General features: G+C 47.3%; 9 protein-coding genes and 1 pseudogene. 9 read left to right on the top strand and 1 reads right to left on the bottom strand.

Annotated features, from left to right (window positions below):
* The 8 genes from ACEW9J_RS22570 to ACEW9J_RS22535 form a co-directional block, all read left to right on the top strand.
* Window positions 1-697, top strand: a 697-nt coding sequence (locus ACEW9J_RS22570; RefSeq protein ID WP_373547323.1) for a DUF2254 domain-containing protein, incomplete at its 5' end; no start/stop codon positions are given.
* Between the two features lie 304 nt (window positions 698-1001).
* Window positions 1002-1463 (top strand): hypothetical protein, encoded by a 462-nt coding sequence (locus ACEW9J_RS22565; RefSeq protein ID WP_373547322.1) that lies wholly within the window; start codon window positions 1002-1004, stop codon window positions 1461-1463.
* Between the two features lie 166 nt (window positions 1464-1629).
* The gene (locus ACEW9J_RS22560) at window positions 1630-1824 is read left to right on the top strand and encodes a hypothetical protein (protein ID WP_373547321.1); all 195 of its coding nucleotides are present in this window, start codon (window positions 1630-1632) and stop codon (window positions 1822-1824) included.
* A gap of 31 nt (window positions 1825-1855) precedes the next feature.
* A complete protein-coding gene (locus ACEW9J_RS22555; RefSeq protein WP_373547320.1) occupies window positions 1856-3301 on the top strand; it encodes a mechanosensitive ion channel family protein in 1446 nt (481 codons plus the stop codon).
* Window positions 3302-3383: 82 nt separating this feature from the next.
* Entirely contained in the window at window positions 3384-6101 is a 2718-nt protein-coding gene (locus ACEW9J_RS22550) for a cation-translocating P-type ATPase (protein WP_373547319.1), read from the top strand.
* A 177-nt stretch (window positions 6102-6278) separates the two neighbouring features.
* The gene (locus ACEW9J_RS22545; RefSeq protein WP_373547318.1) at window positions 6279-8087 is read left to right on the top strand and encodes a DUF3685 domain-containing protein; all 1809 of its coding nucleotides are present in this window, start codon (window positions 6279-6281) and stop codon (window positions 8085-8087) included.
* A 2-nt stretch (window positions 8088-8089) separates the two neighbouring features.
* Window positions 8090-8452 carry a DUF565 domain-containing protein gene (locus ACEW9J_RS22540; protein ID WP_373547317.1) on the top strand — a complete coding sequence of 121 codons (363 nt, stop codon included), beginning with the start codon at window positions 8090-8092 and terminating at the stop codon, window positions 8450-8452.
* 56 nt (window positions 8453-8508) lie between these two features.
* Window positions 8509-11508, top strand: a complete 3000-nt coding sequence (locus tag ACEW9J_RS22535; protein WP_373547316.1) for a UPF0182 family protein — start codon at window positions 8509-8511, stop codon at window positions 11506-11508.
* 396 nt (window positions 11509-11904) lie between these two features.
* Here the strand turns inward: ACEW9J_RS22535 and ACEW9J_RS22530 are convergent.
* Window positions 11905-13527 (bottom strand): annotated as a pseudogene (locus tag ACEW9J_RS22530) (IS1634 family transposase).
* A 109-nt stretch (window positions 13528-13636) separates the two neighbouring features.
* On the opposite strand from ACEW9J_RS22530, the gene ACEW9J_RS22525 reads away from it, so the two are divergent.
* Window positions 13637-14416, top strand: coding sequence for a tyrosine-type recombinase/integrase (locus tag ACEW9J_RS22525; protein ID WP_373547315.1), 780 nt, complete (start codon window positions 13637-13639; stop codon window positions 14414-14416).
* The last annotated feature ends 236 nt before the right edge of the window (window positions 14417-14652 follow it).

The raw sequence follows: 14652 nt of genomic DNA, 5'->3' as shown, positions 1-14652 counted from the left end.
CGATCGCGTTGCCCGTTCGATCCAAGCAAGTGAAAGTGGCTATGTTCAAGCGATCGATGACAAGCAACTGATGCAGATTGCGACCGAACACAATCTGCTCGTGCGCGTCGAGCAGCGTCCCGGTCGCTTTGTCGTCAAAGGAAGTCAACTGCTGCGTGTCTTTCCAGCCGAAAAAGTCGATAAGCAGCTTGCTGCCAAGATCGGCGATACAGTCGTGCTCGGCATCCAGCGCACCGAGGGGCAAGATCTGGAGTTTTCGATCGACCAACTGGTAGAAATCGCCGCCCGCGCCCTGTCTCCAGGAATTAACGATCCGTTTACGGCGATCCGCTGTATCGACCAGTTAAGTGCGGCTCTATGTCATTTAGTGCAGCAAGAAATCCCCTCTCCCTATCGCTACGACGATCGCCATCGGCTGCGGGTTATTGCTGACCCGCTGGAGTTTGCAGATGCGATCGATGCTGCCTTCAACCAGATTCGGCAGTACGGTCAGTCTAGTGTTGCCGTGACGATGCGGTTATTAGAGGCGATCGCCACGATCGCACCGTTTACACACCGGGAGCTAGATCGCACCGCATTAAAGCGTCATGCAGACGCGGTAGAACGTGGCAGCCATGCCGGAATTAAGGAGGAACTAGATCTCCAAGATGTAAAAGAGCGATATTTGATTGCTCTCAAAGCGATCGAGCAATGCTAATCTCTTACTCGATCGTGATTAAAGGAGTTACCGATCTCAAGTACGACCGCTGTTTTTGCAAGATTCTCAGCTTACTAATAAGTGATTGAGATACGTAATAAATTATCAGATCTAACCTCATTAAATCTAAGTAAATTCAATCATTCATAAATCTATCAATGTGATGAGGAATTGACTGAAATAAAATATGTAAATTATACATATCTGCTCCAGATATACTTTGACTGGGCACCACAGAGAATGCTCGCAAAATCAATCGAGCAAAATCAACAAATCCCATCTATTTTAAAACGGAAAAATCGCGATGAAAAATATTGTTTTAGCTAGTATTCTATCTGCAATCGCCGCTCTAGGCATGAGTAAGTCAGCTAACGCGCAAATAGCGGGGCAGAGTTCGATTGGACCATCAGTGCTGTTTGGTAATGGACAAGCCGCAATCGGGATTGATTCTAAATTTGGGATTAGCGATAATCTATCTTTACGTCCATTTGTGTATTTTGCTAATAGCGGTACGGACTTTGGTACCGCGCTTACTTACGATCTTCCACTCAGAAATACTGATAAGAACATTGTAATTACCCCCTTTCTGGGTGCTTCGATCGATGTCAGTACGGGACGGAATAGTATCACTACGGCTGGTTTAGTGGCTGGTGCCGATCTCGATCTGAGCGATAGCCTGCGGTTAAAAGCTTCGTTGATTGTACCGTTGAGTACCGATCGAGGTCAAACCACTGGTGTGACTGTCGGTGCTGGTTTCCGATTCTAAATCTTGGCTAGTTTAGGTAACTATTAGGCCGATCGCTGACGACGAACGGACGCGATCGAGACCATATTCGACTAACTACATACAGAGAGTAATTACCAGTCAATATCAGTCGATCGACGAGAATCGAGCCGGAATCCATAGCACGATCGAAGCAAGTTTTAAAAAAGTGGCGATCGAAGAAAACCCAGAGCAATTTCTATTAGTGTTGTTAGTTGTTTTGAGTATAGCGATCTTGCCACGAGTTCCGATCTGGTTGCGCCGGAGTCCCTATCCGCTACTGCTAGTAATTGTCGGGTTAGGGTTGGCTGAGGAACAAGCTCTCCAAACTGTAAAAAAGCGATCGCGCAGCTCTGAATTCTAATTGTTAAACCCCACAACCGATCGTGCCCAATATGTTTCAGTTCAAAATGTTCGCTAGCCGACAGTCATTTAATCCGGTTGACGATCGTTCGAGCTGGGATTTTTGCCAGCATCGCTCGCGCTCGCTCGCCTCAACAATTATCTGTACCGGATTATGGCTAATGATGCCGCTCGTCGGTAGAGCACAAGATACCCCTCCAGTCGTCGTACCATCACCATCTCCGCAGATCTCTACGCCGACGGATGGAGTATTTTTTGCAGATATTATCGTAAGGGGGCAGGTGATTTTACAAATTGGTAGTCTTGCCAATCTGAGTGCGAGCGAGCGCGCCAATATTATCAATCGCCGGATTGCGAGTTTTCTGGCTCAATCGCAATCGAATGGTGCGATTACCGTTCAAACCGACCCGCAGCGAGGGATTGCTACCCTCCAACTCAATAATCGGATTCTGATGACTGTAACTCAACAAGATGCCCAGGATTTTGGTGTGGGTGTGGAGGGATTGGCGCAGCAGTGGGCAACGGCACTCAATCGCGCATTTGACGAACCCCCGCTGGCGATCGATGTCGGACAACGGCTGTACGGTACGATCCGTCAGTTTCAGCGAGATAGCATCGATCGATTACCGACCATTCTAGGCGCACTGCTGACTGTGTTGATGACGATGTTTCTGGCTGGCAGTATCAAACAAATTACATTAGCAGCTTCCGAGCGGTGGGAAATCGATTACAACTCTAGAACGTTAGTAAGTCGTGTCGTATACAGCAGTATTTGGGTATTTGGTTCGATCGTCGCTCTGGGAGTGTTGGGATTGAACTTTGCAACCCTAGTTGGCACGTTAGGACTGACAAGTGTAGCGATTGGTTTTAGCTTGCGAGATATTCTCAGCAATTACTTCTCTGGCATTATTTTACTGGTATCGCGACCATTTCGGGTTGGAGACCAAATTATCATTCAAGACTATGAAGGCACTGTAACTTATATTCAACTCCGTGCGACTACACTAATTACTTACGATGGACGCACGATTTCGATTCCCAATTTACAGGTCTTTACCGCCACTATCATCAACAACACGGCAGCGGAGTTGCGTCGTAGTTCGTTGACGATTGGGATTGACTACGACACAGATATCGCGAGCGTCAAAGAGGTTATCCATCAAGCGACAATGCGCGTCGAGAGTATAGTCGCTCAACCGCCAGTGGAAATTCTCGTCAGAGAACTTGCCACCAATGAGGTCAAAATCGAAGTCCGGTTTTGGGTGAGTTCGCGGCGGTTATCTTTTCTAGAATCAACTTCCCAAGTCGCGCAATCAATTAAAGAAGCAATGACAGCATCGGGGATCGATCGACCTAACGAAGTCTACACAGTTCAGCTCAAAAACACGCCCAGCATCTGCGATGTTCGGTCAGAGCGGCTGCTGCAATCCGATGGCATAGCCTCTGCTGGACGCGATTCTCGCGTTCCACCAACCTAAACCGATCGAAAATATTTGTGCCGATCTACTCTACTTTTGGCAAATTACCATCAACACCTAATTTTTTAGTTGGGAGTCCCTCATGACATCTTCGCCGATCGAGCCTCTTACCGAGCAACAATGGCACCAGCAAGCTGCTGACGATGCGGCAACCTATCTGAGCACGGATTTAGTAGCAGGCTTGTCAAGAGCAGAAGTCCCTAAACGTCAGGAGCGGTATGGGTTCAACGAACTCAAGGGCAAAGCCGGAACCAGCCCCATCGTCCGGTTTTTGATGGAATTCAACCAACCTTTAATTTATATTCTGCTGATTGCTGGAGTCGTGACGTTACTGTTACAGGACTGGGTAGATGCGGGCGTAATTCTGGGCGTAATGTTGATTAATGCCACGATCGGTTTTGTCCAAGAATCAAAAGCCGAAAATGCGATCGCGGCTCTAGCCAAATCCGTCACCACTGAAGCTACAGTCGTTCGAGATGGCCAAAAGATGCGGCTTAACTCCCGCGAACTGGTTCCTGGCGATCTGGTGTTGCTGGCATCTGGCGATAAAGTGCCTGCTGACTTACGGTTAGTAACGGTGCGAGACTTACAGGTGAGTGAATCTGCGCTGACAGGAGAATCCGTTCCCGTCCAAAAAGCAATCGCACCCCTAGCTGCTGACACCGTTTTAGCAGATCGTCTCAACATGGCTTATGCCGGAAGTTTGGTGACAGTCGGACAGGCGAGTGGAATTGTAGTGGCGATCGCCAACCAGACCGAAACTGGTCGAATCTCCCAACTAATGGAGCAAAGCACGGTACTAGAAACGCCATTGACTCGCAAGATCGAGCAATTTAGTAAGAGCTTGCTGTACGTCATTCTGGGTTTGGCGGCATTGATGTTTGCAGTGGTAGTCGGCAAAGGCGGCAACTGGACGGAGGGGTTTAAAGCCTCAGTAGCTCTAGCTATCAGTGCCATTCCCGAAGGACTGCCTGCGGTGGTTACAGTGACACTAGCATTGGGGGTAAAGCGGATGGCACAACAACACGCGATCGTCCGCAAACTGCCAGCCGTCGAAACCCTCGGCAGTACTACCGTAATTTGCTCGGATAAAACAGGTACACTGACCGAAAATCAGATGACCGTCCAAGCGATCTACGCTGGGGGGAGTACCTATACCGTGAGTGGTGTCGGCTACAGTCCGGCAGGTGCGGTCGCCCACAACGAGCGATCGGTGGCGATCGATCGAGATCTCAGCCTCAAAGAGTGCTTACAGTGCGGCTTATTGTGCAACGACTCACACATTCAAGAGCAAGATGGAGAATTTTCGGTAGCAGGCGATCCCACGGAGGGGGCACTGATTGTGTCGGCCCAAAAGGCTGGATTGGCACTGAAATCTTCAGAGCAGGAGCAACCGAGACTGGATACGATTCCCTTTGAGTCGCAGTTTCAATATATGGCAACCTTACATCAGCACAGAGCCGATGGTCACACGATTTATATTAAGGGTTCGGCAGAGTCTTTGCTCCAGCGATGCGATCGCCAACTCGATTCAGATGGTCGCCGCATCGACTTAAATCGAGCGTCGATCGAGCAAATGGTCGATCGGATGGCAGCTCAAGGTTTACGGGTACTGGCATTTGCCAAAAAAGACATCACCGTGCCACAACAGGGGATCGACCACCAGGATATCGAGCGCGATCTGGTCTTTTTGGGACTTCAGGGGATGATCGATCCACCTAGAGCCAAAGCGATCGCCGCAGTGCGAGCCTGTCAGTCTGCGGGAATTCAAGTCAAGATGATTACAGGGGATCATGCCCTCACAGCCGCTGCGATCGCCCGTCAGATCGGACTGAGCCAAAATCGCGATCCCGTCGTATTCGAGGGCAAACAACTCGCAGCAATGGACGATCGCGAATTGGCAAATGCCGTCGAAATCAGTAATGTGTTTGCGCGGGTTGCACCCGAACAAAAACTACGACTGGTAGAAGCCTTACAGTCGAAGGGTGAAATTGTGGCGATGACCGGAGATGGGGTCAATGATGCCCCAGCCTTAAAGCAGGCAGATATCGGCATTGCGATGGGGATTACTGGTACCGAAGTTGCCAAAGAAGCGGCGGATATGATTTTGACAGATGACAACTTTACTTCGATCGCCACCGCTGTCGAAGAAGGACGTACCGTATATGGCAACTTGCTCAAAACGATTGGGTTTATCCTTCCCGTCAATGGTGGCGAAGCGATGACCATCTTGGTGGGAATCTTGGCGGGTACTACTTTGCCAATTTTGCCCGTACAAATTCTGTGGGTGAATATGGTCAGTTCTGTTGCTCTGAGTGCCACGCTAGCATTTGAGCCAAAGGCACTCGACACGATGCAGCGATCGCCGCGTCGCCCCAATGAACCCCTCTTAACCAAAAAATTGCTGTGGCGCATCCTGATTATTTCTACCTTCAATCTAATTGCCGTCCTAGGGATGTTTGAATGGGTTTCGCAAACCACAGGCAATGTTAATCTGGCACGAACAATGGCAGTTCATACCCTCGTTGCTGCCGAAACTTTTTACTTATTAAGTATCAGCCAGTTTATCCCATCGCTGTTTGCTTATTTACAAGACCGGACTCAAGAAATTACTTATATCCCAGCAATTGGCGTGGCTTGTGTCTTCGTATCCCAAATTTTCTTTAGCCAGGTTAGCATCATCAACCCGTTATTTAATACTCAGCCATTAAGTGCGATCGAAGCCCTTATCGCTATTAGTGTAGGGCTACCAGTTATTGTACCCGCGCTCTTGTTAAAACGGCTTGCTCCTCTTACTTAGTATCCCACATTCCGCACTTCAAAATAGCCAGCGGTTATTCTACAAGAATGCTTCGCGTTGGCGTAGCTTGAGCTTTGCGCTTACAACCGCTGATTTAGGTGAAGTGCGGAATGCTGGCGTAGTTTACAAGTTACAAGTTATAAGTTGTAAACTATAATTTGTCATATTACTCTGCCAGTGGCAAAAATACCCATCCTCAATAGCTTGGTAGATATCCCGATCCAGATTTTAGTAGTGGAAGCCGATCCGGTGATGAGATCGGGTTTACTTGCTTGTCTGCATCAGGTTCCAGATTTGCGAGGAGCAACAGCAGCCGAAACTAGATCTAGTGCCCTTCTAGTCTTGTCGGAGCAGATCGAGACAACAACGGCGATCGATCTAGTTCTATTCGGACTGTCTCTAGATCCTAGCAGCCGAGAGTTATCGGCGATCGACTTTTGTCAGCAAGTCAAAATCATCAACCCCAATTTACCGATCTTGTTGTTGACTGCACCCCAATATCCCAATCTCCAGGGATTGTTAGCAATTGGGATTGAAGGTTGCTGCGTTCGAGGTACGTCGATTGTTGATTTAGTGGAATCTATCCGCCAAGTCGCTGCTGGTAAGACGATTTGGGCACCAGAAATTCTCCAACAGTTGTCGCGCTCTCACGCTCCTCACGTTACTAATACCGGAAGTTTAGGCGATACTGCTGCAAACAGGCTCCGCCACCGACTCCGTTGGCGTAGCCTCCACTTCGTGGAATCGACTAGTCTACAACAGATTGACACAGCATTAGCACAACTAAATACCGATCTGGCTAACCCGCAAATTTCGACCCTAGAGCAGTTGATTTTAACTGGGCGTAAACGAGAGCTAAATACAGCGAAGTGGCTGGTCAAGCGGGTATTAGGCACTGCACAGCCACAAATTGAACCAACTGTCCAATCGCCCGATTCCATGAAGTGGAGGCTACGCCAACGCAAGCTCCAGTCTGCCCTTAAATCTGGCGAACTCACGACTACCACCACTGGCGCAGTTACGCCCAAAGCTGTCCAAGCAGGAATATTCGATCGGATCACTGCCAAATTGCAATTCAATCTCGAAAATCTGACACCTACGCCATTAGAAATCGATTTATTGAGATTGGATAAAAAGCGAGAACTATACTATTTAATTTTGCGCCAATTTGAAGGACTATTGGACGAGTTGCGCTTTTCTCAAGTTACAGTCGATCTATTACCTGAAAAACAGTCATTGATTTGGCAAGACTTGTGGGCATCTGTGACAACTGATTTTTTTGGGAGATATTACAACATCTCAGCTCCAGATCTTCAGCGAGAAATTGTCCCGACTTTATTACAAGATCGCCAGATCGTCCAAACTGAGATTTTAGCTAAAATTCCCCAAACGATCGAGTTATTAAATTACTTCCTATTTCAGATACCCTTGACGATCGATAATATCAGCTATGCTGGTGATACTCAAACCGCCGCAGATCGGGCTGGTGACTTATTGGAAAATCTGATCGTTCATCTGGCGAATGCCGTCATCCAACCATTGCTCAATTACTTTGGCAATTCAGATGAAATTAAATTCCGCTTTTTCGATCGTCGCTTACTTTCCACCCGTGAGATCGAACGGTTTCGGAACGATCTATCTTGGCGTTATCGGCTCGATCGCTATTTTAGCGATCCTCAAGCTATCTTTGAAAGTAAATATCATCTATTTATTTTTACCAATTATGGTATCAAACGCATCACGATTTATGCTCCTCGCAGCCAAGAATTAGCACGACTGACGGGACTTCCGCTGACAGTAACTTTAGCCTTAGAAACACGCGATGCGATCGTACCCCGTTTGCAGTCGGCGGCGACAATCATCGGTAGTGTGGTTGTCTATTTACTCACAGAAGTGATCGGTCGGGGCATCGGTTTAATCGGTCGCGGCGTGATAAAAGGGATCGGCAATATTTGGCAAGAACGTAATTACAATCACAAGGAATAAATATGCAAAGAACTCGACTGAGTACTCTATTCGATCGACTATTTGGGCAATTAGAGCAATGGAGCCAAAACCCTTGGCGGCGAATATCGATCCTCATAATTAGTTTGTTGCTGGGTAATTTTCTAGCTACCACAGTTTCCACAACCACCGGACAAAAAGCTGAATTAGATATCACTGTTGCCCTGATTCTTTTGACGATCGTCGAGATAATTAGTTGGCTCACCTATGGCAGCAATTTTGGTCGTCGTCGCCCTGAATCCGTAGCAATTTTGGGTCAGCGTCCGTTGTGGATCGCAATCCTCAATAGTCTCAAGCTAGGCTTGATTTATGGTCTATTTGTTGAGGCATTTAAGTTAGGAAGCTAATTTAGATAAGTTGAAATTCTAGATAAATTTAGCCAAGTTTTGGATAGCAATAGGAGATGTCAATCATCAATTTATCAACACCGCAGCCAATTAAAACATCAAACCGCTACTGGCGATCGCTAGTTATCCTCCTGGTGCTATTGCTAATAGTAGAAATCGGGGCGCGTCTGGGTGCAGAAATCCTCTGGTTTCAGGAACTAGGCTACCTGCCGATGTATTTGCTCAGGCTCGGTACCCAAGGGATCTTAGGCGTAGTTGTATTTACGATGACGACAGTTTATTTGCTGTGGAATTTAGCCCTAGCTCAACGGCTGAAGTCTCCCCATCCATCACCAGATCGGCAGCAAGTTGCCCTCTATACCCGTCGTCCCCTTGCCCTCCGCTGGCTGCTACCTTTGACACTGAGCTTGAGCTTGCTAGTGGTGGCGATCTTAGTTCATTATGGTCGGATGGCGATGAGTCAATGGTCGATCGATCCCAATCTGCCCACGGTTGTCCCCCCTGCACCAGTTTTATTTCGGCCAGAATTAATCGGGCAATTGGCAATGCAGTTGCTCCTCAATGGCTGGGTGACTGGTGGTGCAATAGTGCTGGCGATCGCGATCCTCGTTTACCCGCGCTGGTTGTTACGGACGATCGCGCCAATCTTGAGTATGCTGATTGCTTGGGTGCTATCTCGTCAGTGGATGCGGATACTCCCCTTATTTCAAGCCACTGCTTTTAACGGCAATGACCCCGTTTTTGGTCAGGATATTAGTCTATATGTGTTTGGTCTACCAGTGGGCGAACTGCTGGAATTCTGGTTGATGGGCGGCTGTTTATATGGGTTTGTTGCTGTCCTCCTGACCTACTTACTAGCTGGCGATAGTTTGAGTCAAGGGCGGTTTGAGGGCTTTTCACGCCAGCAGCAACGCCATCTCTATGGGGTCGGTGGAATGTTGCTGCTAGTTGTGGGTTTTAGCTATGGGATCGGTTGCTACGAGTTACTGTATTCACCCCGTGGCGTATCCTATGGAGCTAGTTATACAGATATTATGGTGCAATTGCCAGCCGATGCGGTGTTGAGCCTGTTAGCAGTGGCGATCGCCGTCTACTGTTGCTGGGTGGCAATTTTTGATCCCAGTTATCTGGTCAGGTGGAAATCGATCTTCGTCGCGCTCGGTTTGGCTCTGGGGCTGGCGATCGCGACTAGCACCATTTTACCAATAGCCGTTCAGTTGTTACTGGTGCAACCTAACGAATTAGCACGAGAAACACCCTATATTCAACGGACGATCGCCATGACGCGCAAGGCGTTCGGGTTAGAAAAGATCGATGTTCAAACTTTCGATCCCCAAAACAACCTCACCGAGCAAACGATTCAGGCAAACGATCGAACGATTCGGAATATTCGGCTCTGGGACAAAGAACCACTCCTTGCTACCAATCGCCAACTGCAACAGATTCGCCTCTACTATCGATTTCCTGATGCCGATATCGATCGCTATCTGGTAGCTGGCGAACCGCCAACAGCCTCCAAAATTGGGAGCCAACCCACACCGAATCCGCCACCAAAAACCTCCCTAGAACCCCAACAAGTCCTAATTTCAGCACGAGAATTAGAATATACCGCCGTACCCAAGCAAGCCCAAACTTGGGTGAACAAACATCTCATCTACACCCACGGTTATGGTTTCACGCTCAGTCCGGTAAATCGGGTGGCTCCAGATGGATTACCAGAATACTTAGTTAAAGATATTGGTATTACCGCAGGGAGTCCGCTCACCACTTCTAGTGCAGCCGTGCGGCAGAGTATTCCGATCGGTCAACCCCGCATTTATTATGGCGAAAGCGCGAATAATTACATCATGACTGGCACCAAAGTCAAGGAGTTGGACTATCCCAGTGGTAATGATAATGTTTATAACGTCTACGATGGTCGCGGCGGGATTAATATTAGTGCAACCTGGCGGAGACTGCTGTTTGCAAAATACTTAAATGACTGGCGAATGGTGTTAACGCCGGAGTTTTTGCCAGAAACTAAGCTGCTATTTCGCCGCAACTTGAATCGACGGATTCGATCGATCGCTCCCTTCTTGAGATACGATGGCGACCCTTATTTAGTAGCAGCGGATGCCAGATCCAATCCAAAAAATGCCACAGATCCCAGTTATTTATACTGGATTGTCGATGCTTATACCACTAGCGATCGTTATCCTTATTCAGATGTGGGCAAGGAAGGCATAAATTATATCCGCAACTCCGTTAAGGTCGTCATCGATGCCTATCACGGCTCAGTCAACTTCTATATTACCGATCCTAGCGATCCGATCGTCACTACCTGGTCGAAGATTTTCCCCGATTTATTCAAACCCCTCAGTGAGATGCCCGCAAGTCTCCGCGCGCATCTCCGGTATCCCGCAGACTTCTTCAAGATTCAATCAGAACGGTTGATGACTTACCACATGACCGATCCCCAGGTATTTTACAATCGGGAAGATCAGTGGCAAATTCCCACTGAAGTCTACGGCGACAAACCTCGATTGGTAGAGCCTTATTATCTGATTACCAGCTTACCCACCGTCCCCTTTGAAGAATTCATTCTGCTGCTACCATATACACCCCAACAGCGGACAAATTTGGTCGCTTGGTTAGCCGCCCGTTCCGATGGCGAAAACTACGGCAAATTATTACTTTACACCTTTCCGAAACAACGACTCATCTATGGCCCCGAACAAATTGAAGCCCGGATCAATCAAGATCCCGTAATTTCTCAACAAATTTCTCTGTGGAATCGTCAAGGTTCGCGAGTCGTTCAAGGCAATCTCTTAATCGTGCCGATTTCCAGTGGCAAAGGCTCCCAGACAGAGCAATCTTTACTATATGTCGAACCCCTCTATCTAGAAGCAACTCAGAATAAACTCCCAACTCTAATTCGGGTCATTGTCGCTTATGAAAACCGGATCGTGATGGCCAAAACACTCAAGCAGGCGTTAACAGCTATTTTCAACTCGTCCTCAACACCCGTACCCCAGCCCATCGTCCGTCCAGTCACAGAGCCACTTCAGCCTCGGTAAAGCTACTCCCTACAACACTCGATCTGCGTTCAAAAAACTGAATTGGCGATTTTCCCCACTAGCGGCGCACCACCCGCTACAAACGACAAAAACACGGTAAAATTCATTGTCGCGTTCTTATTTTTGATCGTGACACTGTGCGACTTGAGAGAGGATGAGTAGAAAATAAGGACACGATAAACAAATTTGTCGTGTTCTTATTTCGCGCTAGAATGCTCATAGTCTCTCTGGCTCACCTATCGATTCCATTCCATGCGATCGCCAGTATTCAAGACCATTCCAGTACCCAACTCACCTGAAGTAGCTCGATCTTCTTCAGATCTTCTGGCTGAGTTCCTGCGCCTGAAAATTTCTGCCAATACTCGGAGAAACTACAGCCCACAATCCGCAGGTAAATCAGGAAAGAAGGTAATATTTGCGGCAAGGAGCACCAAAGAACTGGAGAATCCATAAACGCTCGGTGGTAAGATTAGTGACGTGTTTGTCACCCTCAACAGTGAGTAAATGAATAGACATGAAACATCGAAACATCCATCGAAGAGTAGGTTTAGCAGTAGACTTACCAACTTGATTCTCAACAGTTTGTTTAGCATTGTCCAAAGCTTGGCGAAGTGAACGTTGACCAAGACTGTAAACGAGTAAACATAAACCCATCACCATTGCCATCGCCGCGACTCGGTGGGGAGTATTGAGAAAAATACTGGAAGTAAAAAACAGCGGATCTTTGAGAAAGCGAAAACCACGCTCAGTAGACTGCTGTGCCTTGTATTCAGTCAGTACATCCTCATCGCCCAGAACTTGTTCATCAAGGACATTAGTAGCCAGAATGAATCGACCAGCGCGTTGAATCTCCACATCCATTGCGTTGGGCTGGGGAATGAGTGTAGCCGAAATTTGATAATGTTTCTGCCCGACTTCATCTTTGCGTGGTCTACCACGTTTTTGATACTCAATGATTTCAACCACTTGTAAGTCATCAAGCTGATGATAAGGAAGTTGGTCAGAACATACGGTTGCGGCTTGAAGCGCATCTGGTTGACAAGCAAACTGTTGACTGGATAACTGCTTGAGGGCTGAGGTCGCAGCGATTAATTTTTTGGCGACACGTTTGTCCAACTGTTTGAGGTCAGATTCTAGACGTGCTTGACTCTCCACCACCAACCATCTTTGTTGAATACCCGCATAACTATTTCCACAGGCAGCAATCTTGTATCCAGGCAATGAACTCGCAACTAATGCACTCGAATCAATCTCCTTGAGTAATTGTTTTGCTGCGGTCAAAGTCGCAGGGACTCTCGACACCCATCTTAACTGTGACATTTGGGCGAGATTACCTGCGGTGTAAAGTGCTGCATCAGCGACAAATAAGGCTTCGATATTCCATTGTTGTTTGAACTCTGTCACTAATTTTCCAAACATTTCTGAGTCGGTTTCATTTCCGTCTCCTACTCTCAAGTACAAGGGAATGTCTCCATCCCCACTGCACATTAAATCTACGACAAATTGCTTCAAGTCTGGACGGTGATCTCTGGAATAACCGTGGGTGATGTGAATTGCCCCTGGTTCTGCCACTTCTGCCTGGGGTTGAAGGTATTCTCCATCGACATGAAATGAGCTTGAATCTAAATGTAAACTATCAAGTTTTACTCCGAATTGACGTGCTGCGCTTAGTGCCACAGTCACAAATGTTTCTGTTTATCCTGACTCGGCTAATTTGTCTAAGATCCTTCCTAATCGGTCGTCATTCAGGTGTTCTGGTCTTATTCCTTCTCCTAATAGATGTTCTGTTGCTTTCCCTACAAAGAATTTCTCGAATAGATACAGCGGTGCGCTTACAAACCCCAATCCATTCAGAATCATCGCTTTGACTACTTGTCCTGGACTAATGATTTCTTGTGCGTGAGTACCTAGTCGTTTGTCAATTTGTTCAACCAGTCCCATTTCGTCACAGATTCCGGCAATGATCCCACTGTGGTCAAGATCCTGTACTCTGATATTTGACGCTTCAAAATTTCCCATTCTTTAAAAATACAGGATTTTCTCTTCCTACCTGCGGAATGAGGGCTACAGCAAAGCGATCTCCGATTTTTGTCGCCGTATTTATAATAACGAAGCATCAGAGCAGCTTTTGAGTCAGTTTCTTTCCCTACACCAGCCCGAAGCCGTCTATCAAGCCCTACAATATCGACAACTGCTGATTGAAGCCAAGCTAGCCCCCAGCACGATTAACGTAAGGCTGTCAGCCTTAAAATCCTTCGTCGATTACGCACGTACCGTAGAGCGGTGTAACTTTAATCTTGCCGACGTTACCTGTCTAAAAGTCGATAGTTATGGCGACACTACGGGGATTGCTGTAGCTAGGTTTAGAGAAATGCTGCAAATACCAGATCGCACCACCATCAAAGGCATCAGAGATTATGCCATTCTGAGATTACTCTGGGACAATGCGCTGCGCCGCAATGAAATCTGTAGCTTGGATGTGTGCGATTTTAGTGCATCTGGAAGACTAGCGATCTTAGGCAAAGGCAAAATCCAAAAAAGCCAGATCGACTTATCATCAGCAACCACCATCGCGCTCTCACAATGGTTGGCGGTTAAAGACGATTATCGATCGTCCGATCCCCTCTTTAGCAGTCTAGATCGCCGCAGCAAAGGGCATCGGCTTGATGGTAGCACTATTTATCGCTTGGTGCGGAAGTTTAGTGAAGCCGCAGGGATCGATAAAGTAGTTTCTCCCCACCGCATCAGACACAGTGCCATCACTGCTTACCTTGATGCCAGCGATGGTAATCTTCGAGCCGCTCAAGGCTTGAGTCGCCATGCAAATCTCAATACACTCAATCGCTACGATGATAACCGCCATAAATATCAGGCGATCGCTACTAATGTTCTGGCCGATCTGATGTAGATTCACTGTCATCCTGCCGATTCCCCTACTTTTCCACCCTTGGAAATCGGGGTAGATCTATTGGCTTTTCGCTCGAAAACCTCAAAATTTGGGAATTGGCTCTAACCGATGTCTGGTATAAACTACAGGAAAAGCATATACCGCTAATAGCTATTAGCGGTATATTAAAAAAAGAGTGAAAATCCCCCCAAATTTCCCAGCAATAAACTTGCCACCTTTGAATTATTAAAACTTAT

The sequence above is a fragment of the Chamaesiphon sp. genome (assembly GCF_041737865.1).
GTDB lineage: Bacteria > Cyanobacteriota > Cyanobacteriia > Cyanobacteriales > Chamaesiphonaceae > Chamaesiphon.
The sequence above is the reverse complement of the archived record's forward strand: the minus strand, read 5'-3'. Positions and strand labels throughout refer to the sequence as shown.